This window comes from Pseudomonas sp. PsB (assembly GCF_043658375.1).
GTDB classification, from domain to species: domain Bacteria; phylum Pseudomonadota; class Gammaproteobacteria; order Pseudomonadales; family Pseudomonadaceae; genus Aquipseudomonas; species Aquipseudomonas putida_Z.
The window spans coordinates 131,940-157,746 of the sequence record NZ_JBIGLU010000004.1 but is presented as its reverse complement, the minus strand read 5'-3'; the positions used below and the strand labels follow the sequence as shown (position 1 = coordinate 157,746).

Annotated in this window: 22 protein-coding genes and 2 pseudogenes; 10 read left to right on the top strand and 14 right to left on the bottom strand. The window is 65.8% G+C overall.

The features are described from left to right. Positions 1-46 precede the first annotated feature (46 nt). Together ACGLHT_RS08415 and ACGLHT_RS08410 are read left to right on the top strand one after the other, a co-directional pair. Entirely contained in the window at positions 47-439 is a 393-nt protein-coding gene (locus tag ACGLHT_RS08415; RefSeq protein WP_274078438.1) for a DUF5329 domain-containing protein, read from the top strand. 31 nt (positions 440-470) lie between these two features. Continuing rightward, a pseudogene (locus ACGLHT_RS08410) lies at positions 471-661 on the top strand (aldehyde dehydrogenase); the annotation flags it as partial. A 59-nt stretch (positions 662-720) separates the two neighbouring features. Here the strand turns inward: ACGLHT_RS08410 and ACGLHT_RS08405 are convergent. Beyond that, entirely contained in the window at positions 721-1,632 is a 912-nt protein-coding gene (locus ACGLHT_RS08405; RefSeq protein ID WP_274078437.1) for a LysR family transcriptional regulator, read from the bottom strand. Between the two features lie 9 nt (positions 1,633-1,641). On the opposite strand from ACGLHT_RS08405, the pseudogene ACGLHT_RS08400 reads away from it, so the two are divergent. The 7 genes and pseudogenes from ACGLHT_RS08400 to chrA all read left to right on the top strand — a co-directional run. Beyond that, positions 1,642-2,310: pseudogene (locus tag ACGLHT_RS08400) on the top strand (ketopantoate reductase family protein); the annotation flags it as partial. Continuing rightward, the gene (locus tag ACGLHT_RS08395; protein WP_025339475.1) at positions 2,307-2,705 is read left to right on the top strand and encodes a VOC family protein; all 399 of its coding nucleotides are present in this window, start codon (positions 2,307-2,309) and stop codon (positions 2,703-2,705) included. The pseudogene ACGLHT_RS08400 and the gene ACGLHT_RS08395, both read left to right, overlap by 4 nt. Next, positions 2,702-3,157 (top strand): MaoC family dehydratase, encoded by a 456-nt coding sequence (locus tag ACGLHT_RS08390; protein WP_075045462.1) that lies wholly within the window; start codon positions 2,702-2,704, stop codon positions 3,155-3,157. Before ACGLHT_RS08395 ends, ACGLHT_RS08390 begins: the two co-directional genes overlap by 4 nt. Continuing rightward, positions 3,154-4,386 (top strand): CaiB/BaiF CoA-transferase family protein, encoded by a 1,233-nt coding sequence (locus ACGLHT_RS08385; RefSeq protein WP_274119948.1) that lies wholly within the window; start codon positions 3,154-3,156, stop codon positions 4,384-4,386. Before ACGLHT_RS08390 ends, ACGLHT_RS08385 begins: the two co-directional genes overlap by 4 nt. After that, positions 4,383-5,201, top strand: coding sequence for a shikimate dehydrogenase (gene aroE, locus ACGLHT_RS08380; protein WP_274119946.1), 819 nt, complete (start codon positions 4,383-4,385; stop codon positions 5,199-5,201). The genes ACGLHT_RS08385 and aroE overlap by 4 nt, the downstream gene beginning before the upstream one ends. A 290-nt stretch (positions 5,202-5,491) precedes the next feature. Further along, entirely contained in the window at positions 5,492-6,433 is a 942-nt protein-coding gene (locus ACGLHT_RS08375) for a chromate resistance protein ChrB domain-containing protein (protein WP_137164205.1), read from the top strand. Next, a complete protein-coding gene (gene chrA, locus ACGLHT_RS08370; protein WP_274119945.1) occupies positions 6,426-7,796 on the top strand; it encodes a chromate efflux transporter in 1,371 nt (456 codons plus the stop codon). Before ACGLHT_RS08375 ends, chrA begins: the two co-directional genes overlap by 8 nt. Before the next feature lie 41 nt (positions 7,797-7,837). Here the strand turns inward: chrA and ACGLHT_RS08365 are convergent, their stop codons facing one another. From ACGLHT_RS08365 to ACGLHT_RS08305, 13 genes are all read right to left on the bottom strand, one after another. Next, complete coding sequence (locus ACGLHT_RS08365) at positions 7,838-10,249, bottom strand: TonB-dependent siderophore receptor (RefSeq protein ID WP_274119944.1); 2,412 nt, start codon at positions 10,247-10,249, stop codon at positions 7,838-7,840. A 34-nt stretch (positions 10,250-10,283) separates the two neighbouring features. Further along, complete coding sequence (locus tag ACGLHT_RS08360) at positions 10,284-10,778, bottom strand: RidA family protein (protein WP_025339468.1); 495 nt, start codon at positions 10,776-10,778, stop codon at positions 10,284-10,286. 19 nt (positions 10,779-10,797) lie between these two features. Continuing rightward, positions 10,798-12,360 (bottom strand): FAD-dependent oxidoreductase, encoded by a 1,563-nt coding sequence (locus ACGLHT_RS08355; protein ID WP_274119943.1) that lies wholly within the window; start codon positions 12,358-12,360, stop codon positions 10,798-10,800. A 542-nt stretch (positions 12,361-12,902) separates the two neighbouring features. Beyond that, positions 12,903-14,003, bottom strand: a complete 1,101-nt coding sequence (locus ACGLHT_RS08350; protein ID WP_085588200.1) for an LLM class flavin-dependent oxidoreductase — start codon at positions 14,001-14,003, stop codon at positions 12,903-12,905. Positions 14,004-14,034: 31 nt separating this feature from the next. Then, the gene (locus ACGLHT_RS08345; RefSeq protein ID WP_075045455.1) at positions 14,035-15,369 is read right to left on the bottom strand and encodes an LLM class flavin-dependent oxidoreductase; all 1,335 of its coding nucleotides are present in this window, start codon (positions 15,367-15,369) and stop codon (positions 14,035-14,037) included. Between the two features lie 72 nt (positions 15,370-15,441). Further along, positions 15,442-17,061, bottom strand: a complete 1,620-nt coding sequence (locus tag ACGLHT_RS08340) for an ABC transporter ATP-binding protein (protein ID WP_274119942.1) — start codon at positions 17,059-17,061, stop codon at positions 15,442-15,444. After that, a complete protein-coding gene (locus ACGLHT_RS08335; protein ID WP_075045453.1) occupies positions 17,058-17,972 on the bottom strand; it encodes an ABC transporter permease in 915 nt (304 codons plus the stop codon). Before ACGLHT_RS08335 ends, ACGLHT_RS08340 begins: the two co-directional genes overlap by 4 nt. Position 17,973: 1 nt before the next feature. Next, entirely contained in the window at positions 17,974-18,924 is a 951-nt protein-coding gene (locus tag ACGLHT_RS08330) for an ABC transporter permease (protein WP_075045452.1), read from the bottom strand. Further along, positions 18,921-20,540, bottom strand: a complete 1,620-nt coding sequence (locus tag ACGLHT_RS08325; protein ID WP_274119941.1) for an ABC transporter substrate-binding protein — start codon at positions 20,538-20,540, stop codon at positions 18,921-18,923. Before ACGLHT_RS08325 ends, ACGLHT_RS08330 begins: the two co-directional genes overlap by 4 nt. Positions 20,541-20,695: 155 nt before the next feature. Then, positions 20,696-21,490 (bottom strand): class II aldolase/adducin family protein, encoded by a 795-nt coding sequence (locus ACGLHT_RS08320; protein WP_075045450.1) that lies wholly within the window; start codon positions 21,488-21,490, stop codon positions 20,696-20,698. A 17-nt stretch (positions 21,491-21,507) separates the two neighbouring features. After that, positions 21,508-22,452, bottom strand: coding sequence for a D-isomer specific 2-hydroxyacid dehydrogenase family protein (locus ACGLHT_RS08315; RefSeq protein WP_085616298.1), 945 nt, complete (start codon positions 22,450-22,452; stop codon positions 21,508-21,510). Further along, a complete protein-coding gene (locus ACGLHT_RS08310; RefSeq protein WP_274119940.1) occupies positions 22,449-23,582 on the bottom strand; it encodes an acyl-CoA dehydrogenase family protein in 1,134 nt (377 codons plus the stop codon). Before ACGLHT_RS08310 ends, ACGLHT_RS08315 begins: the two co-directional genes overlap by 4 nt. A gap of 167 nt (positions 23,583-23,749) precedes the next feature. Beyond that, positions 23,750-24,640: a LysR family transcriptional regulator gene (locus tag ACGLHT_RS08305; protein WP_075045447.1), complete on the bottom strand. Its 891-nt coding sequence runs from the start codon at positions 24,638-24,640 to the stop codon at positions 23,750-23,752. Between the two features lie 198 nt (positions 24,641-24,838). Between ACGLHT_RS08305 and ACGLHT_RS08300 the strand changes: the two genes are divergently transcribed. Continuing rightward, positions 24,839-25,804 carry an ABC transporter substrate-binding protein gene (locus ACGLHT_RS08300; protein ID WP_274119939.1) on the top strand — a complete coding sequence of 322 codons (966 nt, stop codon included), beginning with the start codon at positions 24,839-24,841 and terminating at the stop codon, positions 25,802-25,804. The last annotated feature ends 3 nt before the right edge of the window (positions 25,805-25,807 follow it).

Here is a 25,807-nt window from a genome sequence, read left to right as displayed (position 1 = left end):
GTCGGAGGCCACTCCGGTCATTCATTTCATTTTCAGGACCAGGATCATGCAGATGTGGATGAGGGCCCCCGGGCGGCTTGTCAGCCAATCGATGATGGCGATAGGGATTGGCTTCATCGCGATCATCGTGGGTAGGGAAGTATCTGCTACACCTCAAACCACTCAAGAGATAAGAGGCTTGCTGGACTTTGTCGAGCATAGTGAGTGCAGGTTCGTGCGCAATGGTACCGAATACTCTGGTCCCCGGGCTCGGGCGCATTTGATGCAGAAGCTGGATTATCTCGAAGGTAGGAAAATGGTGAAAAGCGCGGAAGACTTCATTGATCTTGCTGCCACCAAAAGCAGTATGAGTGGCCGCACCTATGAGGTGCGATGTCCAGAAGGCGTGGAGCCGGCGAGCATATGGTTGAAACGAGAGCTACAAAGGCAACGGCAATAGATCCAAGGCGCGACGATGATTAGCGCCACTGGTCTGCTACCAGTGCTGCGACAAGCATGGTCATGAAGCGAACTACCTCACCATGAACAAACTGGTTGCCTCGACCAAGGCTACCGGTGGATTTCCCATCGTTTGAACCTTGCTGAAGGCCCCGATGCCTACAAGCACTTTGATGCGCGGGATGATGGCTGGACGAAGGTGGTGCTCAAGCCTGCTGCCTGATTCGCACCCCGATGCTTCCAGGCAAGGAAGCTCGGCGAGGGAGGCGTTCGTCTGGTGTGCTAACTGGCACCTGCTTGAAACAAGCCCCGAACCACCTCCCTCATCCAGCGATTCCCGCTGTCTTGCTGGTAGCGCGCGTGCCAATGCTGCTTGACCGTGAAGCCCTCCACTGCAAACGGGCAATCGTGCACCTGCAGACCATGCATGTTGGCAAGTGTCTGCCCGATGTGCCGTGGCAGCGTAGCCACCAGGTCGGTCGACCCGACAATCATGCCTAATCCCAGAAACGCCGGCAGCTCCAGCATTATCCTGCGTTCGATGCCGGCCCGTGCCAGGCCAGCCTCGAGCAACTTCTGCCCGGTCCCGGCACTGATCTGTACATGCCCCTCGCCCTGGTAGCGTGCCACGCTCATGCCTTGGCCCAAACGAGGGTGTTGTGGGTTGCTCAGGCAGACCCAGTCCTGTTCGAACAACACTTGCTGATACATCCCCGCACCCAGCCAAGGCACAAAGCCGATGGCCAGGTCCGCCTCGCCGGACTCCAGCGCGCTTTCGGTGTTGCCATCTATGCGCGCCGCCTCCAGGCGAATACCCGGCGCATGGGTACGCAGGTGGTTGAGGATGCTGGGCAGCAGGGTGATATGGCTGGCATCACTGACGCACAGGCGAAAGCGACGCTGGGCCGTGGCCGGAACGAATTGCGGCTCCCAGGTAGTCAGGCGCCGCAGCGATTCCAGCACCTCGCGGCATGGCCCGATCAACTGGTCTGCCCGCGGGGTAGGGGCCATGCCCCCGGGGGTGCGCACGAACAGCGGGTCGTTCAGTTCTTCACGCAAGCGCCCCAACCAGATACTCACGGTAGGTTGACTCTGGCCGAGCTGTTCAGCGCTACGGGTCACGCTACGGCAGTGGTAAAGCACATCGAACAGCTGCAGCAGCTTGGGATCAGGCAAGGCATCGAGCGTGCTCATTATTGCGAGCCGCAGACGCTGGTGCTATCGCTGCAGAACGGTCTTGGCCACGAAGACATCCTGGCCGAGGCCGTGGGGCGTGAGCGGGTATTGGCCGGCAAGACCTACGTCGGTGGCGTGCTGCTGGCGCCGGGTTCGATCCGTGCCGGCGTGGCAGGCAAACACACCTTCATCGGCGAGCTCGACGGCCAACGGACCTCGCGTGTGCAGGCCATCGCCGAGGCTTTCAATGGCGCCGGGCTCGCCACCACGGTCAGCGACAACATTCTCGGCACCATGTGGGACAAGCTGCTGGTCAACGTCGCGACAGGCGCGCTCAGCGGCATCACCATGCTCAGTTATGGCCAGCTGTACAGCGAGCCGCTGCTGGAAAGCACCGCCAAGGCAGCGGTCAGCGAAGCCATCGCCGTCGCCGAGCGGGCCGGCATCCGCCTGAGCCTCACCAGCCCGGACGCTGCGTGGTGCCTGGCAGCTGAAGGCCTGCCGACAAGCTTCCGTACCTCGATGCTGCAGAGCCTGGAAAAAGGCTCGGTCACCGAGATCGATTTCATCAACGGCTCCGTCGTGCGCTGGGGCCAGCGCCACGGCGTGGCTACGCCGGTCAACGCGACCCTGGTTGCCTGCATCAAGGGTATCGAGCGCGCCATGGCCGATCAGCAGAAGGGAAGTAATCCATGAGCCAGCCGAAAGCCTACCTTGAACACGTTGCGTTCTGGGTGCGGGACATCCAGTGGCACATCCGCTTTTTCAGCGAGGTGTGCGGCATGACCATGCGCGAGATGCAAGGTGACGCCGAGCAGCCTGCGCAGTACTGGACCCTCGGTGGCCTGCAGTTCATCCACCAGCCGGACTTTGCCGGCCCGGAAGGGCGCATGGCACACCTGGGCATCATGTGCGAGGACCTCGAAGCCGCGTTGGCCGCCGCACAGCGTTTTGGCGTCAGCGAAATGCCTCAGGGCCGCAACTGGCTGCGCCTGCCTGACGGCCTGGCGGTCGAGTTCATTCAGGCATTGCCGGCGAAATGCGTCGCCCAGGCACTGGCCATCGACCCACGTGCAGAGGTGGTGGCATGAGCGTGGTGGAAAAATACTGGGACGATGCCTGCGAAGGCGATGAATGCATCAGCCCCACCTACACCGTTACCCGCGAACGCATCCTGGCCTACGCCGAACTCACCGGCGACCACACCCCGGTGCATGTCGACGAGGCGTACGCCAACGCGAGCCACTTCGGCTGCCTGGTTGCCCATGGCCTGTTCGGCCTGTCGATCGCCGACGGCCTGAAGACCCAGTGCGAATACCGCTTTGTACCGGGCATGTCGCTGGGCTGGACCTGGGACTTCGTGCTGCCGATCAAGGTCGACGATGTGCTGCACGTGCGCATGCGCGTGGGGGCGATGCGCCCGAGCAACAGCCGACCGGGCTGGGGCATCGTGGTCTTGCCGTCGGAGCTGATCAACCAGCATGGCGAAGTCGTGCAGCGTGGCGAGCACAGGCTGATGGTGCCGAGGAGAGTGCAGGCATGAGCCAGGCATTGCCATTGACGGGTATTCGCGTCATCGACTACAGCCACTTCCTGGCCGGGCCCTATGTGGGCCGTTGCCTGGCAGCACTGGGCGCCGAGGTGATCAAGGTCGAACGGCCGGGCAGCGGCGATGCCGGCCGCCAGCACGCGTTTACCCTTGATGAACAGCAGAGCGGTTACTTCCTGCAGCTGAACATGGGCAAGCAGGGCGTCAGCGTGAACATGAAGGACCCGCGTGGCAAAGCGTTCATGCAGCGCCTTACCGACTCGGCCGATGTGTTCATCGAAAACTATCGCCCCGGCGCCCTGGACAAGCTGGGCCTGGGCTATGCCGAGGTGTCAGCGCGCAACCCGCGTCTGGTGTACTGCTCCATCTCCGCCTACGGCCATACCGGCCCGGATGCCCACCGCGCCGGCTTCGGGCTGATCGCCGAGGCCAAGAGCGGGATCATGCAGATGGTCGGCGTGCCGGGCGAAGCGCCGCCGTTGCTGCGCATTTCTTTGGGCGACATGTACACCGGCATCCATGCCGTGGCGGCGATCAATGCGGCGCTGTTGGGCCGGGTGAGCAGTGGTCGTGGCCAGCACATCGACATGGCCCTGTACGACACGCTGGTGTCGATGCATGAATACGCGGTGCAGTGCTACACCTTGTCCGATGGCACCGTCCTGCCCGAGCAGACCGGCCATGACATGCCCACCTCCACCCTGTACGGCGTGTTTCGTGCGGCTGATGGCGACCTGGTAATCGCCGCCCAGGTCGACGACGCCTGGAAGCGCTTTGCCGCGATGCTCGAAGCCAACGGTGGCCCGCCCGGGTTCGGCAGCGACAGCCGCTACCACTGCCTCAATGGCCGCAACGCCCACCGCCAGGCGATCCTGGCCGTGGTGCGTGACTGGGTCGGTGCGCGCCGGGTAGCCGACATCCTGCAATTGCTCGATGGCATCGACATTCCCAGCGCCAAGGTGCAGCGCATCGACGAGGTCGTGGCTGACCCGCAGATCCAGGCGCGCAACATGGTCATCGAGCAGCAGCACCCGCGCTACGGTACCTTGCGCCTGCCCAACCTGCCGTTCCGCTTTTCCGAGTGCGACACCACGATCCACCAAGTGGCCCCGGACCTCGGTCAGCACAATGCCGAAGTGGCCGCCGGCCTGGGTTTCAGCCTTGAAGAAATCACCGCGATGCAGGCAGACGGTGTGCTGTTCACCCATGGAGATGCACGATGAGCGACCGCTATGCAGTGATCGGCCGACCGATCAACCACACCAAGTCCCCGTTGATTCATGGCCTGTTCGCCCAGGCCAGTGGCCAGTGCCTGGAGTACGGCGCCATCGAGGGCGAGCTCGAGGGCTTCGAGGCCCAGGTGCTGAACTTTCGCAACGATGGCGGGTTGGGCATGAACATCACCGCGCCGTTCAAGCTGCGCGCCTTCGAGCTGGCTGACCAACGCAGCGAGCGCGCACAGCTGGCGCGGGCGGTCAATGCATTGAAGTTCGAGAATGGCCGTATCTTTGCCGAGAACTTCGACGGCATCGGCTTGCTGCGGGATATCGAGGAAAACCTCGGTGAACCGCTGGCCAATCGACGGGTACTGCTGCTCGGCGCCGGTGGCGCGGTACGTGGTGCATTGCTGCCGTTTCTGCAGGCGGGGCCAAGCGAGCTGGTGCTTGCCAACCGTGACATGGCCAAGGCGCTCAGCCTGCGCAACGAACTGGACCACCCAAGGCTGCGCATCAGCCGTTATGAGGAGCTGGATGGACAGTCCTTCGACATCGTGGTCAATGCCACTTCCGCGAGCCTCACCGGCGAGCTGCCGCCGCTACCTGAAGGTGTGCTGGGCGAGACGCGGCTGGCTTACGAGCTGGCGTATGGCAAAGGCCTGACGCCGTTCCTGCACATGGCCCAGGCGCAGGGTGTGGCGCGCCTGGCCGACGGTGTCGGCATGCTGGTCGAGCAGGCGGCGGAGGCTTTCGCCTGGTGGCGCGGGGTGCGGCCTGAAACCCGTGCCGTGATCGATCGCCTGACCATTCCACTGGAGTAGGATCCCGCTCCTATGGAACTCCACATAACTCCTTGATTTAGCAGGGACCCTGTGGGAGCGGGTTTACCCTGGTGCCAGTCAGTTGAGCGATTTGGGGCCGCTTTGCGGCCCATCGCCGGCAAGCCGGGCTCCCACAGGTACGGCGCAGACCTCAAGGTTTTCGCGGTCCCTGTGGGAGCCCGGCTTGCCGGCGATGGGCTGCGCAGCAGCCCCAAAAGCTACGGGCCTGTTGATTTTGCACAGTTTCAGTTTAATGTAGAGGTACAAACATATTGTGTTGAGTACTCTACATGATCCACTGGTCGCTACTGATCCTCGGATTGCCGACGGCCAATGCCACCGAGCGCATGCGTGCCTGGAGGAGCCTGAAGGCCTCTGGAGCCGCAGTGCTGAGGGATGGTGTTTACCTGCTGCCCGAACAATGTGCGGGTCGGGAAGTTTTCGAGGCAGTCGAGCGCGACGTGCTGGCTATCAACGGCACCGCATTTCTCCTGTCGCTGCCTGAGCGTGAAGAGCGCTTCAGCAGGCTGTTCGACAGGAGCGACGAGTACGCCAGCCTGATGGAAGAAATTGCAGGCTGCAGGGCCGAGCTGGCGCCAGAGAATGCGCTGCAGACCGCACGGCAGGTGCGCAAGCTCAGAAAGGCCTTCAGCCAGTTGGCGGCGACCGATTTTTTCCCGGGCGTGCCCAAGGCACACGCCGATGCGGCGCTCCAAGAGCTCGAAGCCGCGATTGGCCGCGCACTGTCTTCCGATGAGCCGAGTGCCCACGACGAGGCGATCACCCGACTGGAACGCAACGACTACCAGGGGCGCCTTTGGGCCACCCGCAAGCGCCCATGGGTGGATCGGCTGGCATGTGCCTGGTTGATTCGTCGCTTCATCGATGCCGACGCTCGATTCATCTGGCTGGACAGGCCTGAAGACTGCCCGGGCGATGCGCTGGGCTTCGATTTTGATGGGGCCAGGTTCAGCCATGTCGGCCAGCGGGTGTCCTTCGAAACCCTCATCGAGAGCTTTGCCCTACAGCAGCCGGGCCTGGCACGCTTGGCCGCGGTCATTCACTACCTGGATGTGGGAGGCAACCAGCCCTCGGAAGCACCAGGTATCGAACGTGTCCTCGCGGGCTTGAGACAAAGCATTGGCGATGACGATCAACTGACAACGGTCGCCGGGGGCATCTTCGATGGCCTTCTGACGGCTTTCGCGAGTGAGGAAGCGCAAAATGGTTGATAGCACCTCTGCAGTGGGCGAACAGCCACCATCGCAAGCGGTTCAGCGGCCGATCGGACTGTTCGAAGCATTCCTGTTCTGGCTCAAGCTGGGCTTCATCAGTTTTGGTGGGCCCGCCGGGCAGATCTCGATCATGCACCAGGAACTGGTCGAGCGCCGGCGCTGGATCAGCGAGAAGCGGTTCCTGCACGCGCTGAACTACTGCATGTTGTTGCCAGGCCCCGAAGCACAGCAACTGGCCACCTACATCGGTTGGCTCATGCACCGCTCCTGGGGTGGGGTGATTGCCGGCGTATTGTTCGTATTGCCCTCACTGTTCATCCTGATTGGCCTGTCCTGGGTCTACATCGCCTTTGGCGAGGTGCCGGTGGTGGCGGGGGGCTTCTACGGCATCAAGCCTGCAGTCACGGCCATTGTCGTCCACGCGGCTCACCGGATCGGCTCGCGCGCGCTGAAGAACGGCTGGCTGTGGGCCATGGCCGCAGCGTCGTTCGTGGCCATCTTTGCCCTCAATGTGCCGTTCCCGTTGATCGTGCTGGTTGCCGGTATCGCAGGCTATGTGGGCGGTCGCTTCGCCCCCGGCAAATTCGTGATCGGTGGTGGTCATGGGGCTGCCAGGAACAGCTACGGCCCGGCCCTGATCGACGATGACACACCAACGCCTGAGCATGCGCGTTTTCGGGTGGGGCATTTGCTGCGTCTGGTGCTGATCGGCGCAGTACTGTGGACCTTGCCCATGGGGCTGCTGACACTGACGTTTGGCTGGGCCGGCACTCTGACGCAAATGGGCTGGTTCTTCACCAAGGCCGCACTTTTGACCTTCGGTGGCGCCTACGCCGTCCTGCCCTATGTGTATCAGGGCGCCGTCGGGCATTACGGCTGGCTGTCACCCACTCAGATGATCGATGGCCTTGCCTTGGGAGAAACCACGCCAGGACCATTGATCATGGTGGTGGCTTTCGTCGGCTTCGTCGGTGGCTACGTGCATCCGATGTTCGGTGAGCAAAACCCGTTCCTGGCCGGTGCAGTCGCGGCCAGCCTCGTCACCTGGTTCACCTTCCTGCCGTCGTTCCTGTTCATCCTCGCCGGTGGCCCGTTGGTGGAGTCGACCCACAACGAGATGAAGTTCACCGCACCGCTGACGGGGATCACGGCTGCGGTCGTGGGGGTGATCCTGAACCTCGCCATGTTCTTCGGCTATCACGTGCTCTGGCCAAAGGGTTTCAGTGGGGCGTTCGACTGGCCTTCGGCGTTGATCGCCATTGCTGCCGCAGTGGCCCTGTTCCGCTTCAAGCGTGGCGTGATCCAGGTACTGTTCAGTTGCGCCTTGGCCGGTGTGGCGGTCCATATGTTGCGTGGTTGATACCGGTTGCCGGCCGACATCGTCGGCCGGCTTGTCACGAATCAGAAGGTGTAGGTCACCCGCCCGAAGTAATACCCGCCGGTAAAGCCATAGGGCGAGTACACCCCGTATCCCTTGACCATGGTCTTGCTGCTCGGTGCCTGGCGCTCGGGGTAGATATCGAACAGGTTGCGCGCCCCAATCGCCACTTCCAGGTCCTTGGTCAGCTGGTAGCCTGCATCCAGGTCGGTGATCCAGCGCGCCTTGTACTCGCGGTCCAGCGAACGGTCGTTGGCGGCATTCACCTCGCGCCAGGATCCGTAGCGGGTCAGCCCCAGGTTGACCCGGTAGCGGTCCAGGCGCCAGTTGCCGCCAAGGATCAGCTTGGTGTGCGGTTGTACCTCGGTCAGCAGGTTGCGCGCCTGGCGATTCATAAGTTCGTAGGGCGTGCCAAGGATGTTCACGCTCTGCTTGTAGTCGAGGATCTCGGTGTCGTTCCAGTTGAAGGCTGCCGTCCACTTCACCGTCCCTGCACCGCCCAGGTCCTGGTCGTAGCTGCCCACCAGGTCCAGGCCCTTGGTGCGGGTATCGGCGCCGTTGGTGAAGTACTGGCCGCCCGAGGTCGAGTCGATACCGTTGGCGAGCAAGGCCTGGGTGACCTCGGGGCCGAGCAGGGTACCGGTGAGGGTGATGCGGTCGCGCACGTTGATCAGATAGGCATCGGCGGTGAAGGCCAGGCGCTCGCCGGGCTGCCAGGCCAGCCCCAGGCTGTAGTTGGTGGACTTTTCCGGTTTCAGTGGTTCGGCGCCCAGCGCCTTGGCGGCGGCCGAATCCACCGGCAGCACGCCATAGTTGATCGACTGGTACACGCCGTCGACCACGCCGTAGGTGGTGGAGCGGGCGCTGAACAGGTTGTTGGCCAAGGACGGCGCGCGGAAGCCGTTGCTCACCGTCGCCCGCACGGCCAGTTCGGGGGTCAGCTCGTAGCGGGTGGTCAGCTTGCCGCTGCGGGTGGCCCCGATATTGCGATCATAGTGCTCGTAGCGCAGGGCAGCGCCCCAGTACCACTGCGGCAGCGGGTTGAAACCCACGTCCAGGTAACCGGCGTAGCTGTTGCGGCTGGCACTGGTGGCCTCGGCGGGGGAGATGCCGTTGGTGACCTGGGCGCCGGAGGCGGCGCAATTGCCGGGCGCCTTGCAGTAGCCGCCGTCGGCCCAGCTGGCCCAGTCGCCAGCCTGCACCTGGTAGGTATCGCGGCGCTGTTCCAGGCCCCAGGAGAAGTCCAGCGGCTTGGTCAGCCCAACCTCGAAGCTGCGGTGCAGGTCGAGGTTGCTGGTCAGTTGCGAGCTGACCCAGGTGCCGGATTCGAAATGGTTGGGCGTGGCCTCGCCCAGTGACGGGTTCTGGTTGTTCCAGGTGCCCTGTTCGGCCTCGTTGCGCCCGTAGGTGCTGGACAGGTCCCAGTCCCATTCGCCGGCCAGGCCCCTGGCGCCAAACGCCGCCTGGTAGTCGTATTCCTCGATGTACCAGGTGGGCGTGTAGCCCGAGGGGCGCCCGTTGGGCCCGGTGGTGATGGTGTTGACGATGGTCGGCAGGCGGAAGTTCTGGCCCTGCTCGGCCTTGCGGTACGACCAGGTGCTGAACGAGTAGAGCGTCAGGTCGTCCTGCAGCGGCAGTTCAGCGTTGTAGACCAGGGTCAGAAGGTTGATCTTCGGCGTGCCATAGCCGCCGTAGGTAACCTTGCCGGCGCGGTCCAGGGCTTCGGCCTGGCTGTAGCCATTGGCGCTGGCCTTGTTGTCGTCGTTCTGGCTGCGGGCGTCCAGTGCCAGCTGGACGATGCCGTCGCGGCCGATCTCGAAGCCCTTGTTCAGGCTTTGCTGCACGGTCTGCTTCTTGCCGTCGTAGCCCTGGCCTGCGGTGGTCACGGCAGTGCCGCTGGCGTCGGCCTTGAGGATCACGTTGATCACCCCGGCGATGGCGTCGGAGCCGTATTGGGCGGCCGCACCATCACGCAGCACCTCGACATGGTCGATGGCGCTGATGGGAATCAGGTCAAGGTCGGCGGGGGCTGCGCCGGCGTTGATGCCGCTGATGTTGAGCGTAGCGCTGGTATGGCGGCGCTTGCCGTTGACCAGCACCAGTACCTGGGCGGCGTTGAGGCCGCGCAGGTTAGGGGCGCGGGCCATGCCGCTGGCGTCCCAGCCGGTCTTTTCCGGCAAGGTCAGCGACGGCACGCTGGCGCTGAGGGCTTCCATCAGGCCGGGCTTGCCGGTTTCCTGCAACTGCTTGGCGCTGATCACGTCGATGGGCACCGGGCTGCTGGTTACGGTGCGTTTCTCGCTGCCACGGTTGCCGGTGACGATCACCGTGCCCAGGGCCTGGGCGGCGGGTTCCTCGGCCAGGCTGGGTGCGTTGTGCAGCCCGGCGGCCAGGGCCACGCCGAAAAAAGAGGCAGTTTTAAAAGCTGGCTTCATGCACGCAGTTCCTTGTCTGGCATGGCTGGCGCACTTACGGCGCCTTGGCCGCGATCGCGTCGATTTCCACCAGCGCGCCCGGCAATGGCAGGGCCACCACCTGGATGGCGGTGCGGGTCGGTGTACGGGGTTGCTCGGCGGTGGCGAAGAACTCGGTGTAGGCCGCCTGCAGCCCGGCGAAGTCGAGGGCGCCGCCGTTGGCTGGGTCGCCTACCAGGAACACCCGCAACTGGACGATGTCGCCAAGGTCCAGGCCCTGGCTGCGCAGCGCCGTGCGCAGCTTGTTCAGCACCGAGCGGGCCTGGGTTTCGGTGTTGCCCAGCGCTGCAACGCTACCCTTGGGCGCCTTTGGGTCGGCCACGTCCGGCAGGGTGCCGCTGATGAAGGTCAGCTGGCTGCCGGCCGGTACCGTGACCAGCTGCGAGATGGGGAAGTTCGAGCCGGGTGGCGCGACGCGCTTGATGCCGTCGGCGTGGGCGTTGAGGGTGAGCGACATGAGTACTCCGGCAAGCAGAAGAAGACGAGGCATGGGGGTGGTTCCTTGCAGGTCAGGCGGCAACGCCGCGGGTGGTCTGGCTGGCGTGTTTGGCAATCAGGCCGACCACCCGGCGGGCGGACTCGGCGGCACTGTTCTGCCAGATGCCCACGCCGCCATGGGCCAGGGCGTCGCTGGCCAGCCAGGTACGCCCCTGGGGCTGGTTGAGCAGGTCGTAGCCGGGCTGGGCGACTTCGTCGTGGACGATCCACGGCGCTTCGCTGAAGGGGATCTTCGACCAGTTCACCACCACCGGCCTGGCCAGCTTGTGGCTGTGGCCCGGATGCAGCGATTCCACCGCCTGGCGCGAGGAGGCGACCTGGGCCTGCAGCGGCTTGGCGGCAAACTGGTGGGCCACCGCGCCCGTGTTGTAGGTGGCGACCAGCACACCCTGGGCGCTGTTGAGGTGATCGCTGGGGTACCACAGGGTGCGGGCTTCGTGGTTGATGTAGCTGAGCCCACCATAGATCTGGAAGTCGGTTTCCCAGAAGCGCGGCGACTGCCAGGCCACCTTGTTGGCCTTGTCGCCTTCGGCGCTGGCGATGGCCTGCCTGAAGGCCTTGTCGAAGTTGTTCGGCAGCTTGGCCAGCAGCGGCAGGGGCAGGGTGACGATGGCGTAGTCGGCCTGTTCGACGTGCTGCTGGCCGCTCTTGCGGTCGCGCCAGACCACCTTGGCACCGTTGTCACCGGTGTCCACCCCCAGCACCTCGGCGCCCAGGCGCACACTGTCCTTGACCTGGCGATAGAACGCCTTGGGAATCTGGTCCATGCCACCGACCGGCTGGAACATGGTCGAGGAGAACTCGGGGATTTCGTCGAACACCAGCGGCAAAAGCAGGTTGCTGTCCAGCAGCTGGTCCAGCGGCACCGGCTGGCGCTGGATCGGGGTCTGGTCGCCGGCGCCGGCGAAGCGGGTGTAGCCGGCGCGTACCGAACCGCGGTACTGCTGCTGGCTGTCGAGGTCGCCGTAGACCTTGAGGAAGTCCAGCAAGGCCTTGCGCTGGCTGCTGTCGAGCTCGGCATCGAGGGAGTTGCGGCTGACACTGCGTGCCAGCAGTTCGCTGAAGTGCCCGCGGGTATCATTGACTGCCTGGCGCAGCAGCAGCGGTGGGCGAGCCAGGTCTGGTTGGGCCAGGGCGTTGCGGCTGCTGTTGACCAGCACCTGCAGCTCCACGCCCAGCTCACGGCAGTAGCCGAGGATGGTCAGGTGATGGCTGGGCAGGCGCGCGGCGCCGGCGTTGAAGAAGTGCCCCGGGTCGAACTCGACGGTTTGCGAACTGCCGTCGTTGTGCTCGACGCGGTCGCCCTGGCGCAAGGTCCAGACCCGGCCACCGACCCGCTCGCGGGCCTCCAGCACGGTGACCGAAAAGCCGGCCTTGCGCAGCTCGTAGGCGGATACCAGGCCGGAAATACCAGCGCCGACAATCACCACGCGCTTGCCGTTGCCGCCGCTTGCGGCCAGTTTCAGCGGTTGGAAGGTGGCAGCCAGGGCATTCTGCCCCAGCGCGCCCAGGGCTGCCGAATAGCCGCCAATGGCGGCGAGGCGGGAGATCAGGTCTCTACGGGACAATCCCATGTCGCATGCTCCGAGAAGGTTGGGTTCGGATGTGCGCAACGGGCGGATCGAAGGGAGGGACCCGACGGCGGCTGGCACAAATCCATTTGCCTCCGCCATGTTGGGGTCGGTTTACAGAACCTAATGGACTTTCACGATGCTGTGAAAGGCTTTTTTGTTCTATGTTAATTATGTTTATTACTGATAAATCGCATCAGTATAAATGCGTAATGCTGATTTTTGAGCGGGGCCTTGTGGGAGCAACTGTCTTGCTCAATTTCTAAAATCTAGCGCGTCGCCTGCTTCGCGGGCTTGCCCGCTCCCACAGGTACTGCGTTGGCTTCGGGTTCACGCTGTACCTGTGGGAGCGGCCGTGGCCGCGAACACCGGCGCAGCCGGTGCCATGCACCGTGTTGGATTCTTCGCGGCTAAAGCCGCTCCCACAGGGTACGAGGATCGCTTGCGAACTCAGTTATCTGTCCGACAGCGCGGCCCAAAGGGCTGGGCAATCTCCCACAAGGTCCCTGCCAAGGCAACGAAAGGGCCTGCACAGGCGGCAGGGCCTATGCAGAACGCGTACTGCGTCCTGCCTCACGCTGGGCCACCAGTGCGCGGATTCGCGGAATCAGCTCTTGTCCGTACTCCACGGCATCGCGCAACTGCTCGAAGCCACGGAACAGGAAGGTGCTCACACCCAGTTCGTAGTAGGCCAACGCCGCTTCGGCCACCTGCTCGGGCGTGCCCACCAGTGAGGTGGAATTGCCGGCCCCGCCGCCCAAAGCTGCGATTTCGGTCCACAGCCGGGTATCGTGCACCTTCCGCTGGCCGGCCAGCTGTACCAGGCGCTCGGAGCCGACATTGCTCTTGCCGAAATTCTTCTCGCGGCGGTTGCCCTGGCGGATGCCGATGCGCTGCCTGGCATCGGCCAGGATGCGTTCGGCCCGCGCCCAGGCCTCTTCCTCGGTGGCCCCCAGGATCGGCCGCAGCGACAGGCTGAAGCGGATGTGATTCTCCCGCCCGTGACGGGCCGCGGCCTTGCGCACCTGGGCAATGCGCTCGCGCACCTGCTCCAGTGGCTCCCCCCACATCATGTACACATCGGCGTGTTTCGCCGCGACCTCCACCGCCGCCTCCGAAGCGCCGGAGAAGTACACCGGCAGCTTGCCCACCGGCTTGACCAGGGTCAGGTTGTCTTCCACCCGGTAATGCTCGCCGTGGTGGTCGAAGGGTGTGGTCTGCGTCCAGGTGTTGCGTAGTACCTGCAGGTATTCGTCGGTGCGGGCGTAGCGGGCGTCCTTGTCGAGGAAGTCGCCGTCGCGCTGCAGGTCGCCGCTGTCGCCGCCGGTGATCACGTTGATCGAGGCGCGGCCGCGGCTGAGCTGGTCGAGGGTGGCGAACTGCCGGGCGGCGAAGGTTGGCGCCTGGAACCCGGGGCGGTGCGCCACCAGCAGGCCGATGCGCTCGGTCAGCGCGGCTACGTAGCTGGCCAGTATCATCGAGTCCGGCGCGCTGGTGTTGACTGCCAGCAGGGCCTTGTCGAAGCCGGCGTATTCCTGGGCCTGGGCGAAGGCCTTGATGAAATCAAGGTCGACCAGCGGGCCGCGCGGGGCCTGTGATTCGCTGCTTTCCTGGGGGCCGATGAGGCCGATGAATTCTAGGCTCATGCAATGGAACTCCTTTTCGTGTGGGGCGGATTCAGGCAGCTGCGATCTGCCCGCGGCGCAGTGTGTTGCGGTTGGTCGGAACGCTCAGGCCAAAGCTGTCGCGCAGGGTGCTGCCGCTGTATTCGCTGCGCACCAGGCCGCGCGCTTGCAGCAGGGGCACCACCAGCTCGGTGAAATACTGCAGGCCATCGGGCAGCAGCGAGTTGATGATGAAACCGTCGGCGGCGCCGTCTTCGAACCAGTCCTGCAAGGCGTTGGCGACCTGCTCGGGGGTGCCGGTGAAGTCGCGTCTTGGGCGCGAGAAGCGCAAGGCCAGTTGGCGCAGGCTCAGGCTTTCGTCGCGGGCCAGTTGCTTCAACTGGTCGGCGGTGCCTTTGTGGCTGTTGTCGCCAAGGGTGCCCAGGTCGGGGAACGGCGCATCCAGCTCGTGCTGGCTGAAGTCGTAGTCGTTGAACGGGCGGCCGAGGGCGACCAGGGCGTCCTCGATGCTCACCAGGTCGACGGCCTGCTGGTAGCGGCGCTCCACCTCTGCTTCGTCGCGGCCGACGATGGGGCGGATGCCCGGCAGGATGAACAGCTGGTCCGGGTCGCGGCCATGGCTTGCGGCGCGTTGCTTCAAATCCTGGTAGTAGGCGCGTGCATCGCTGAACGACTCGGGGTTGACGAAGATCGCATCGGCGTTCTGCGCGGCGAAGTTGCGCCCGTCCTCCGACACACCGGCCTGGAAGATCAGCGGCTGGCCCTGGGGCGAGCGCTGGATGTTCAGCGGGCCCTTGACCTTGAAGAACTCGCCCTTGTGGCCCAGGGTGTGCAACTTGGCCGGGTCGAAGAATTCGCCGCTCTGCTTGTCGCGGGTGAAGGCGTCGTCTTCCCATGAGTCCCACAGGCCCTTGACCACCTCGACATGCTCGCGGGCGATGCGGTAGCGCACGGCGTGGGGCGGGTGCTGGTCCTTGCCGAAGTTGTCGGCGGTGCCCGACAGCCATGAGGTGACCACGTTCCAGCCGGCGCGGCCGCCGCTGATCAAATCCAGCGAGGCGAGCTGGCGGGCGACCTGGAACGGTTCGGTATAGCTGACCGTGACCGTGGCCACCAGGCCGATATGGGTGGTGACCGCCGCCAGTGCCGAGAGAATGGTCAGCGGCTCGAAGCGGTTGAGGTAGTGGGGGCTGGAACGGGCATGGATGTGCAGGCTGTCGGCGATGAAGGCGAAATCGAACTTGGCCGCCTCGGCCAATTGCGCCTGCTGCTTGTAGAAACCGAAGTTGACGCTGGCGTCGGCCAGCGCCTCGGGGTGGCGCCATTCGCCCCAGCCGTGGCCGACACCGTGGATCATTGCGCCGAGATGGATCTGTCTTTTGCTCATGTTCAATACCTCTTGCCAGATAGGTCTCAATGTCTGATCCGCGCGGCACGACCGTGGCGCGCGGCAAAACGGTCAAACCGCCACGGGCAGCACGCTGCGCGAATGCCCGGGTATCGCCTCGATCAGCGCCCGCGTATAGGCGCTGGCCGGTTGGCCGAACACCTGCACCGCCGGCCCTTGCTCGACCACCTGGCCGCGCTGCAGCACCAGCACCTGGTCGGCCATGCTCGCCACCACCGCCAGGTCGTGGGAGACCAGCACGTAGGCCATTCCCAGCTCGCGCTGCAGCTCATCCAGCAGGGCGAGGATCTGCGCCTGCACCGACACGTCCAGCGCACTGACCGGTTCGTCGAGCAGCAGCACCTCGGGCTCCAGGGCCAATGCCCGGGCGATCGCCACCCGTTGGCGCTGGCCGCCCGACAGCTCCCGGGGCAGGCGGTCGAGGAAGTGCACCGGCAGGTGCACCCGCGTGATCAGTTCACGGGCCCTGCGCTCCAGGGCCTCGCCCTTGAGCAGGCCGAACGACACCAGCGGTTCGACGATGCTGTCGAACACGGTGAAGCGCGGGTCGAGCGCGGCGAACGGGTTCTGCTGCACCAGCTGGATGCGCCGGCGCAGGGGGCGGAACTGCCGCCAGCTGCAGGCACTGACGTCCACGCCAGCGAACTCCACCCGCCCGTGGCTGGGTTTTTCCAGCCCGAGGGCGATCCGTAGCGCGGTGCTCTTGCCTGAGCCCGACTCGCCGACGATGGCCAGGGTCTGCCCGGCATGCACCTCAAGGTTCAGGTCATGCAGGGCGGTGAAGTGGGCATCCTGCCCGGGCAACGCGAAGTGCTTGCCGACGTTGCTCAGGCGCAGCAGCGCTGCCTGGCCCCTCGGCGCGCCAGGCCTGCGCCGTGGCACGAAGGCCGGCGCGGCGTTGAGCAGGTCGCGGGTGTAGGGTTGCCGTGCGCCCCAGAGGATCTGCCTGGGCGAGGCCTGCTCGACGAGCTCACCCTGTTTCATGACCAGCAGGCGGTCGGCGCGGTCGCAGGCCATGCCCAGGTCGTGGGTGATGATCAGCAGCGCAATGCCGCGCTCGGCCACCAGCCGTTGCAGGTGGTCGAGGATGCGCCGCTGTACCGTCACGTCCAGCGCGCTGGTGGGCTCGTCGGCGATGATCAGCCGCGGCTCGCCGGCCAGGGCGATGGCGATCAGCACCCGCTGGCGCATGCCGCCGGAAAGTTCATGGGGGTACTGGCGGGCGCGCAGCGCCGGGTCGTCCAGGCCGACCTGGGCCAGCAGCTCCAGCACATCGGCATCCACCGTCGGGTAGCGTCGGCCGCGGGCCAGCAGCAAGACCTCGGCGATCTGCCGGCCGATGCGCAGGGTCGGGTTGAGGCTGACCATCGGGTCCTGCGGTACCAGGCCGATGGTGCGCCCGCGCAACTGGCGCCGGGTACGCTCGTTGGCCTGGGCCACATCCACGCCGTCGACCCACAGCTGGCCCTGCTCGATGCGGGCATTGCCCGGCAGCAGGCCGAGCAGGGCATTGGCCAGGGTCGACTTGCCCGAGCCGGACTCGCCGACGATGGCCAGCGTCTCGCCCTGGGCCAGGCTGAACGACAGTTGGCGCAAGGCCTGGATGGGTTGCCCGGCGAAGGTGTAGCTGACACTCAGGTCGCGGACCTCGATCAGGGGGCGCTGGCTCATCGGGCATGCTCCTCGGCGCTGCGCGCCAGGTGGTTGAGGCTGAACACCACGGCCACCACGAACAGCCCCGGCAGCAGGGAGACCCAGGGGGCGGTGATCAGGAAGTGGCGGCCGTTGGCGATCAGCGTGCCCCATTCCGCCGCCGGCGGCGCCGCGCCGAAGCCGAGGAAGCTCAGCCCGGCGGTGGCCAGGATGGCGGCGCCGAAGTCCAGGGTGGCGAGCACCGCCACCGGGCCCCAGGCGTTGGGCAGCACATGGCGCAGCAGTGTGCGCGCCCAGCTGGCACCGCCCAGGCGGGCGGCCTCGACATAGGGCAGGGTCTTGATGCGCAGCACTTCGGCGCGGGTGGTGCGGGCAAAGCCCGGGATGATGCCGACGCCCACGGCGACTGCCACAGGCACCGTGCCAAAGCCGATCGCGGTGACGATGGCCAAGGCCAGCAGCAGGCCGGGCAGTGCCAGCAACACGTCGATCAGGCGCATCAGCGCCGCGTCGACGCGCCCACCGGCAAAGCCGGCCAGCACGCCCAGGCCGAGGCCACCGAGCAGGGCGATGGCCACCGCCAGCAATGCGGCCAGCACCGACAGACGCGCGCCATAGACCACCCGGGTATACAGGTCGCGACCCAGCTCGTCGGTGCCGAACCAGTGCACCACGCCGGGGGCGCTGAGCTTGTCGGCGGGCGAGGTGGCGTAGGGGTCGAAGCTGGTCAGCAACTGCGGGGCCAGTGCCGCGAACAGGGCGAACAGCACGATCAATAGCGCCAGGCTGAAGCCGGGCCTGCGCAGCAGCGGGATCAGGGCCTGCCGGGCGCGCTGCAGGTGCGTGCGCCGCTTCCAGGCGCTGGCAGGATGTGCCACCTCGCCCGTGGGCTGGGTGTCGATCGGGGACAGGGAAAGGTCAATGGTCATCTCAGCTCACCTTGGCCGTGTGGGTGATGCGTGGGTCGAGGTACGGGTAGAGCAGGTCGACGATCAGGTTCACCACCACGAAGGCGGTGGCCGATACCGCGACGATCGCCAGCACCACCGGGATGTCCTGGCGCAGCACGGCCTCCTGGGCCAGGCGGCCGACGCCGTTGCGCGAGAAGATGGTTTCCACCAGCACCGCGCCGGATACCGTATTGCCGACCTGCAGGCCGATCAGGGTCAACAGCGGCAAGGCCGCGTTGCGCAAGCCATGGCGCGCCTGCACCTGGGCCCGGCTCAGGCCCTTGGCGAAGGCGGTGGTGATGTAGGGTTCCTGCCACACGCCCTGGAAGCCACGCTGCAGCACCTGGGCGTACACCGCGGCGCTGGGGATCGCCAAGGTGATCGCCGGCAGCACCAGGCTGGCCAGGCCCTGGCTGCCGGTGGCCGGGAACCAGCCGAGGGCGAAGGCGAATACCTGGATCAGCAGCAGGCCCATCCAGAACACCGGCACCGAGAAACCCAGCGACGGCAGGCGTGCCAGGGCGGTCTTCAGTGGCCGCCATTGCAGGTAGGCGGTCAGGTAGGCCAGGCCGACCCCGGCCAGCAGCGACAGGGCGATGGCCGCGCCGGCCAGGGCCAGGGTCTGCGGCAGGCGCTCGGCCAGCAGCGCAGTGACCGGCCGGCCCAGTGACAACGACTGCCCGAGGTCGCCGTGCAGGGCGCGCCACAGCAGGTCGAAGTACTGCTCGAGCAGCCCCTTGTCCAGCCCGTAGTAGGCACGGGCCTTGGCCAGGTCCTCGGGTGACAGGCCATCGGCCTCCATGCCCGAGGCGCTGAGCATGATCGCCAGGGTGTCGCCCGGTAGCAGGTAGAGGATGAAGTAGGTGATGGTGTAGGCGCCCCACAGCACCAACAGGGCCTGGCCGATGCGGCCGATCAGGTAGCGTTTCATGGCTGGCCGACCTGGATGTCACTGAGCAGCGCGAAGCCTTCTGCAGTCCAGCGGAAGTCCTTGACCCGCGGCGCGGTGGCGGCTTGCCAGACGCGCTCGTACAGCGGGAACGCCGACGCCTCGTCGACCAGCAGGTCCTGCAGCTGGCCGTAGGCCTGGGCCCGTTGCGGGGCGGCGGTGGCGGTGATGCCGCTGTCGAACAGCGCCTGGGCCCTGGCCAGGGTGTGCGGTTCGTAGGTGTTGGTGGCCAACGTGGTGCTGCTTGCCGCCCGCGGGTCGAGGATGGTCTGCAGGATGATCGGGTCGGCGCGGGTCATGTAGGTGGAGGTCAGGTCGTAGTTGCCGGACGCGTTCCCGGCCACCCATTCGGCGCGGGTCAGCACATTGAGCTTGAGGTCGATGCCGACCTTGCGCAGCTGGTCCTGCACCAGCACGTCACCGGCGCTTTCGGCCGGGGTAAGGTTGTAGCGCAGGGTCAGGCGCTGGCCGTTCTTGTGCCGGTAGCCGTCCTCGCCCTTGTGCCAGCCGGCGGCCTCGAGCAGTTGCTCGGCGCCCGTGGGGTCATAGGCGAGCTTGTCGGCCTGGGGCTTGAAGTACGGCGTGGTGACGTCGTAAACGCCGCTCACCACCGGGAACGCGGCGTTGTACACGGTATGCGCGTAGCTGGTGCGGTCGATGGCCTTCTGCAGTGCCAGGCGCACCTGGCGGTCGGCCAGCAGGCGGTCGTTGCGGGTGTTGGGGTAGAGGTTGAGCGCCGGGCCCGGCAGCGAGCGGCTCTGGATGGTCGCACCCTTGGACTGGAACAGCTTCAGGTCGACTTCCGAGAACGGGTTGCGCGGCCACAGGATGTCGGCCTTGCCCTGCAGGAACAGGCCGTTGCGCACGCTTTCCTCGGGGATGTAGCTGATGTCCACGGCATCGAGGTGCGCCGGGCCCTTGTTGTGCATGTTGGCTGATGGCCAGGCGTAGTCGGCACGCTTGACCAGCCGGGCGCCGACCTCCGGGGTGTAGTGCTCGAGGATGAACGGGCCGGTGCCGATGATGTTGCCCAGCGAGCGTGCCTGGGCAGTCAGCTTGTAGGAGGCTGGCGCAAGGATGGCCAGGTTGGTGGTCGAGGTGGCCTGCAGGAAGCCGGCGTTGGGTTTGGCCAGGACCAGGCGCACGGTGAAGTCGTCCAGCACCTCGGCGTGGTCGTAGCCGGCCAGGTAGGTAGCACCGAAGGTGGCCGGCAGCTGCGTGGCGAAGGCCTTGTTGCTGTCGAAGGCGGTTTTCACGGCGTGGGCGTCGAAGCGTTCGCCGTTGCTGAAGGTGACGTCCTGGCGCAGCTGGAAGGTGTAGCTCAGGGTATCGGCACTGACCTCCCAGCTTTTTGCCAGCCAGGGGATGATGCGGCCGGTTTGCGGGTCCTGGTCGGTCAGGGACTCGGCCACGTTGCGCAGCAGTACGCGGTGCTCCAGCCAGTAGACCTGGAAGGGGTCGACGCTGACCAGGGTGGTGTTGTCGCCCCAGAAGGCGATGTTCAGGGTGTTGCTGGCCGAGGTGTTGTCGGCTGGGGAGCAGGCGGTCAGGGCCAGGGCCAGGGAGCCGATGGCGAACAGGCGGTGCAGTGGGGGCATGGGATGGTCCTTCATTGAATTGGGGTTACCTGTGCCGGCCTCTTCGCGGGTAAACCCGCTCCCACAGGGATTTCACTTTCCTTGAGTGGTGCGCCGTACCTGTGGGAGCGGGTTTACCCGCGAAGAGGCCGGTACAGGCGACAGCTGCCTTCCAGTCAGCCCTGGTAATCGCGGCCTTCGCGGTCCAACTGCCGGATCAACGCATCCCAATGCCGCTGGATGCCTTCCCCCTTGCCATCGGAAAACCGCTTCGACTGTTCATGCACCTTGGCAATCGCCGCCTGCGATGCATGCAGCAGCTGGTCATTGCCCCCGGCCTGGGCCGCCACCTGGATGTTGCAGGCCCGCTCCAGCCCATGCAGCTCACGGAACGCGTGCTCGACGCTGATCCCCCCGGTGAGCAACCCGTGGTTGCGCAGGATGAGGATGTTGCTGTCGCCCAGGTTGGCCACCAGCCGCTGCTGTTCGTCCAGGTCCAGGGCCACGCCTTCGTAGTCGTGGTAAACCACCCGGCTGTAGTAGGCCAAGGCGTGCTGGGAGATCGGCAGCAGGCCGTCGCGCTGGGCCGATACCGCTGCGCCGTCGCGGGTGTGAGTGTGCAGCACGGCCTTCAGGTCGGGGCGGGCGCGGTGGATTGCGCTGTGGATCACGTAGCCGGCCTGGTTGATGCCCAGCCCCAGCGGGTCGTCGATGATGGTGCCGTCGACGTCGACCTTGACCAGGTTGGAGGCGGTGATTTCGTCGAACAGCAGGCCGAAGGCGTTGATCAGGAAGTGTTCGTCCGGCCCCGGCACGCGGGCCGAAAAGTGCGTGTAGATGTGGTCGGTCCAGCGGAACAGGGCGGCCAGGCGGTAGGCGGCGGCCAGCTTGACCCGTACCTCCCACTCTTCGGCGCTGACCCGGTCGCGCACCTTGTCGGTGCTGGTAGTGACGGCAGACAGTGAACTCATGGTGTGCTCTCCGGTAATCAGTAGCCGCGCGCGGTGTCGACCAGGTTGGCTAGGGGCGCCTGCTCGCGGTAGCGGTGGAAGTTGGCGATGAAGGCTTCGAGCAGGGCCGGGTAGCCGTCCTCGGAAATGGCCGAGGTGTGCGGCGACAGGAACACCCGTGGGTGGTGATACAGCGGGTGGCCGGCGGGCAGCGGCTCGGGGTCGGTGACATCCAGGCTGGCGCGGCCGATCAGGCCGCTGTCCAGGGCCTCGAGCAGGGCCTGCTGGTCGAGCAGGCCACCGCGGGCGATGTTGATCAGGTGCAGGCCAGGGCGGGCATGGGCCAGCACCTGACGGTCGACCAGGCCACGGGTGGCGGCGGTGAGTGGGGCGGCCAGCACCAGGTGGTCGCTGCCGGCGAACAACTGCTGCAGGTCGGCGGCGCGCTCCACCCCGGGCACCTCGGCGATGGCCTGGCCGGGGCGGCTCAAGGCCAGCACCTGCATGCCAAGGGCCACTGCCTTGCGCGCCAGGCTCTGGCCGATGCTGCCAAAACCGAGAATGCCCAGGGTGCGGCCGCGCAACGGCGCCAGCGGGGTCAGGCGCCAGTCGGCATCCTTGACCCACAGCCCCGGCAGTTGCTTGGCGGCGGCGAACACCAGGGCCAGGGCGAATTCGGCCACCTGCTCGGCATTGGCGCCCTTGCCGCTGGTGACCGGTGTGCCCTGGAACACCCAGTCGGGGTAGAAGTCGATGCCCGAGGACACCAGCTGTACCCACTTCAGCCCCCAGGGCCAGCCCGGCGGCGGGGTGTCGATGCGCTGCCCGCGCACGTTGATCGGGCGCAGGATGAATACATCGGCAGGGGCTTGCAGGGCCAGCTGGCCGGGGGCGATATCGATGACTTCATGGTCCGGCAGGTGTTCGCGCAGGTGCTGGTTGGCCTGGGCGTCGAGCTGGCTGGCGATGATCGAATGGCTCATGCGTGCACCTCCGCCAGCGCCGCGCGGCCGGCCTGGCCGAACACCACATCGTCCTGCGGGGTGTGGATGCGGCTGCAGAGCACGTCACGGTAGTGCCGTTCCAGCGGATTGCGCCGCGACAGCCCGGGGTTGCCGGCGGCCTCGATGGCCAGCTCCACGGCCTGGATGGCATTGGCGCTGACCAGGTGCTTGAGCTGCCCGGCATGCTGCGCGGCAACCTGCCCGGCGGTGGCTGCGTCAAGCAGGCCCTGGTTGGCGAACAGCAGGGTGTCGATGCGCCCCAGCACGTCCTGGAAGCGCGGCAGGCTGGCCAGCGGCGCGCCCAGGTTGGAGGGGGTACGCTGCTTGAGAAAACCCGCCAGCCAGTCGCGGGCGGCACGGGCCACGCCGTCGTACACCGCCGGCAGCAGTACGGCCATCCACAGCAGGCTCTCGCCGTCGAGCTCGGCCTTCGGTGCGCTTGCCGGGCTGACGCTGACGGCATGGTCGAGGGGGATCAGCACGTCATCGAAGCGCACTTCGTGGCTGCAGGTGGCGCGCATGCCCAGGTGGTCCCAGTCATCGACGATGATGATGCCGGGCGTGTCGCGGTGCACCAGGAAGCCGCCGACCAGCGGGTCGGCGTCGTCGCTGCGGCCCCAGACCAGGTACCAGGTCAGGCCGTGGCTGCCGGTGGAGTAGATCTTGCGCCCGCTCAGGCGCCAGCCCTCGGCTGTGCGCCGCGCCACGGTGGCGGGCAGGCCGCCGCGGGCCGGGGTGCCGAGTTCGGGTTCAACGCGCAGGGCGTTGATCAGTGCGCCCTGTTGCACGGCATCACGGGCCACGCGCTGGCGCAGGTGTTCGGGCCAGCGGGCCTCGTCCTGCAGGCGAAAGTGCTGCAGGTACTGCATCACCAGGATCAACGCGGTGGCCGGGTCGCCCTTGCCGACCGCGCCGATCACCCGACGGGCGCTGGCCAGGTCCGCGCCAGTGCCACCGAGTGCGCGGGGTACGGTGAAGGCGAGCAGGCCGTGGCGGTGCAGCAGGTCGAAATTGTCCTGGGGGAACTGCGCGCTGCGGTCGTAGCGTTCGGCGTTGGCCGCGAGGGCCTGCGTCAGCTCGGCGAGGGCGCTGTCGGAGGGGTGACTCATGGGGTTTCATCCCTGAATGACGGTGTGTTGCTAAGACCGTATTCGTATGGATGAACGCTGTAAAAGTCTTTTTGGTTCTATGCTAATTATTTGTTTTAAGAATTTATTGTTTTTGCTGGTATGCATGAATTGCATTTATTGGCGGGGCGCCAAGCGCCCCTGCGTGGTCAACCCAGGAGCCTGTGCCCTGCCACCTCACCGAAAAGCTCGACCGGTTCCTGCAGGTTGCCCAGGTAACGTGGATGGAACAGCCACAGGTCTACCTGCGGCTTGAAATCACTGACATTGATCACATCCAGCGCATCGCGGTGGCGGCTGGCCTGCAACAGTGGTTCGGGCACCAGCCCCAGACCCTGGCCGTTGGCGACCAGGCCCAGTTGCAATTCGGTGCCGAAGGTTTCCAGGTTGATCGACAGGCTCAGCCCTTGTTCGCTCAGCGCCCGCTGCAGACCGGCGCGGAAACCACAGCCGTCGGGGTTGAGCACCCAGCCACGGGTGTAGCAGTCCTTGAGCTTGTAGCTGCGCTTGGTGACGCTGCCCTTGGCGGCTACCACCTTCAGCGGCATGCGCGCGATCGAGCGGCTGGCGATGCCTTCGGGGAAGATCTTGCCCGGTGGGAACAGCGCGGCGGCGGCGTCCAGTTCAGCGTTTTCCATGCGCGCGATAAGGCTGCTGCCCCAACCGCTGCTGACCTGGGTGCGCAATTGCGGGTAGGCCTCGCGAATCTGCGCCAGGGCATCGAGCAGCACCACGTCACCCAGAGTTTGCGGCACACCCAGGCGCAGGGTGCCCGAAGGCGCGCCATCGTTGGCCACCAGTTCGCGCAGCGAGTCGATCTCGCGCAGGATCGCCTTGCACTGCTCGTACACCCGCAAGCCCATGGGGGTGGGCTTGAGCGGCTTGGTGTTGCGGTCGAGCAGGGTGGCGCCAAGGTCTTCCTCGAAGTTCTGCACCCGGCGGGTGATCGCCGGTTGCGTCAGTTGCAGGGCCTCGGCGGCGAGGTTGGTGGATTGGCAGCGGATGACCGCGACGAAGGCGTCCATATCATCGATTTTCATAACTGGCGCTCACAGGGTCGGATGGAAAATAAGGCATTAGCATAATCTGCCTGGCGGGTAATGCCATCGGTTCTGTTTCGATAGATGAAAACGCATATTAGGATATTCCTAAAATCAATTTAATTTATTTGACGGATCTCGCTAGAGTCGCCTGGCACGGGCTGCATGATGCTGCCCGCCCAGACACCGAGGAACGCCATGTCCATCCGATCGAAGCTGCTGACCCTGGCCGCGGCCCTGCTGCTGGCCAGCCAGGCCGGCGCCGCCGAGCGCCTGACCCTGCGCATCGGCGACCAGAAGGGCAACATGCGCGCCCAGCTGGAAGCCGCAGGCGCCTTGCGCGACCTGCCGTACGACATCCACTGGGCCGAGTTCCCCGCTGCCGCGCCGCTGGCCGAGGCGCTCAATGCCGGGGCGATCGATGCCGGCATCATCGGCGATGCGCCGCTGCTGTTCGTGCTGGCTTCGGGGGCACCGGTCAAGGCCATTGCCGTGGACAAGTCCGACCCCTATGGCACGGCGCTGCTGGTGCGCCCTGACACGCAGCTGCACAGCGCGGCCGAGCTCAAGGGCAAGCGCATCGCCACCGGTCGCGGGTCGATCGGCCATCATCTGGCCCTCAAGGCACTGGACCAGGTCGGCTTGAGCGAGAAGGATGTGGAGTTCCGCTTCCTCGGGCCGGTGGACGCCAAGATCGCCCTGGCCAACGGCTCGGTGGACGCCTGGTCGACCTGGGAACCCTACACCGCGCTGGCCGAGCTGAGCGGGCAGGGCCGGGTGCTGGTCAACGGCCGCGGCCTTTCCAGCGGCAACAGCTTCCTCGCCGCCACCGACAAGGCGCTGGATCAACCCGAGCGGCGCGCGGCGTTGCAGGACTACCTCAACCGCCTGGCCGGGGCGCAGGTCTGGGCCAACCAGCACCTGGACAGCTACTCGAAAACCCTGGCCGCGATCATCGGCTTCCCCGAGGACGCCGCTCGCCTGCAGTTCGAGCGCCGCCAACTGCGCTGGCAGGTGATCGACCCGCAGACCGTGGCGCAACAGCAGGACACCGCCGATTTCTACCACGCCCACGGCCTGATGAGCGAACGCCTCGATGTGGCACCGACCTTCGCCACTGGCTTCACCCTGTCCGATGCCGCCACGCTGGCCACGCAACCCTGACTC

Excerpts from the sequence above, each read along its gene's own strand:
- ACGLHT_RS08375 (WP_137164205.1), top strand. The coding sequence starts at position 5,492 with ATGATCCACTGGTCGCTACTGATCCTCGGATTGCCGACGGCCAATGCC.
- ACGLHT_RS08355 (WP_274119943.1), bottom strand. The coding sequence starts at position 12,360 with ATGGGATTGTCCCGTAGAGACCTGATCTCCCGCCTCGCCGCCATTGGC.
- ACGLHT_RS08300 (WP_274119939.1), top strand. The coding sequence starts at position 24,839 with ATGTCCATCCGATCGAAGCTGCTGACCCTGGCCGCGGCCCTGCTGCTG.
- ACGLHT_RS08345 (WP_075045455.1), bottom strand. The coding sequence starts at position 15,369 with ATGAGCAAAAGACAGATCCATCTCGGCGCAATGATCCACGGTGTCGGC.
- ACGLHT_RS08325 (WP_274119941.1), bottom strand. The coding sequence starts at position 20,540 with ATGCCCCCACTGCACCGCCTGTTCGCCATCGGCTCCCTGGCCCTGGCC.
- ACGLHT_RS08310 (WP_274119940.1), bottom strand. The coding sequence starts at position 23,582 with ATGAGTCACCCCTCCGACAGCGCCCTCGCCGAGCTGACGCAGGCCCTC.
- ACGLHT_RS08360 (WP_025339468.1), bottom strand. The coding sequence starts at position 10,778 with ATGCCTCGTCTTCTTCTGCTTGCCGGAGTACTCATGTCGCTCACCCTC.
- ACGLHT_RS08335 (WP_075045453.1), bottom strand. The coding sequence starts at position 17,972 with ATGACCATTGACCTTTCCCTGTCCCCGATCGACACCCAGCCCACGGGC.
- ACGLHT_RS08320 (WP_075045450.1), bottom strand. The coding sequence starts at position 21,490 with ATGAGTTCACTGTCTGCCGTCACTACCAGCACCGACAAGGTGCGCGAC.
- ACGLHT_RS08385 (WP_274119948.1), top strand. The coding sequence starts at position 3,154 with ATGAGCCAGGCATTGCCATTGACGGGTATTCGCGTCATCGACTACAGC.
- ACGLHT_RS08405 (WP_274078437.1), bottom strand. The coding sequence starts at position 1,632 with ATGAGCACGCTCGATGCCTTGCCTGATCCCAAGCTGCTGCAGCTGTTC.
- ACGLHT_RS08415 (WP_274078438.1), top strand. The coding sequence starts at position 47 with ATGCAGATGTGGATGAGGGCCCCCGGGCGGCTTGTCAGCCAATCGATG.
- chrA (WP_274119945.1), top strand. The coding sequence starts at position 6,426 with ATGGTTGATAGCACCTCTGCAGTGGGCGAACAGCCACCATCGCAAGCG.
- ACGLHT_RS08340 (WP_274119942.1), bottom strand. The coding sequence starts at position 17,061 with ATGAGCCAGCGCCCCCTGATCGAGGTCCGCGACCTGAGTGTCAGCTAC.
- ACGLHT_RS08305 (WP_075045447.1), bottom strand. The coding sequence starts at position 24,640 with ATGAAAATCGATGATATGGACGCCTTCGTCGCGGTCATCCGCTGCCAA.
- ACGLHT_RS08315 (WP_085616298.1), bottom strand. The coding sequence starts at position 22,452 with ATGAGCCATTCGATCATCGCCAGCCAGCTCGACGCCCAGGCCAACCAG.
- aroE (WP_274119946.1), top strand. The coding sequence starts at position 4,383 with ATGAGCGACCGCTATGCAGTGATCGGCCGACCGATCAACCACACCAAG.
- ACGLHT_RS08390 (WP_075045462.1), top strand. The coding sequence starts at position 2,702 with ATGAGCGTGGTGGAAAAATACTGGGACGATGCCTGCGAAGGCGATGAA.
- ACGLHT_RS08330 (WP_075045452.1), bottom strand. The coding sequence starts at position 18,924 with ATGAAACGCTACCTGATCGGCCGCATCGGCCAGGCCCTGTTGGTGCTG.
- ACGLHT_RS08350 (WP_085588200.1), bottom strand. The coding sequence starts at position 14,003 with ATGAGCCTAGAATTCATCGGCCTCATCGGCCCCCAGGAAAGCAGCGAA.
- ACGLHT_RS08395 (WP_025339475.1), top strand. The coding sequence starts at position 2,307 with ATGAGCCAGCCGAAAGCCTACCTTGAACACGTTGCGTTCTGGGTGCGG.
- ACGLHT_RS08365 (WP_274119944.1), bottom strand. The coding sequence starts at position 10,249 with ATGAAGCCAGCTTTTAAAACTGCCTCTTTTTTCGGCGTGGCCCTGGCC.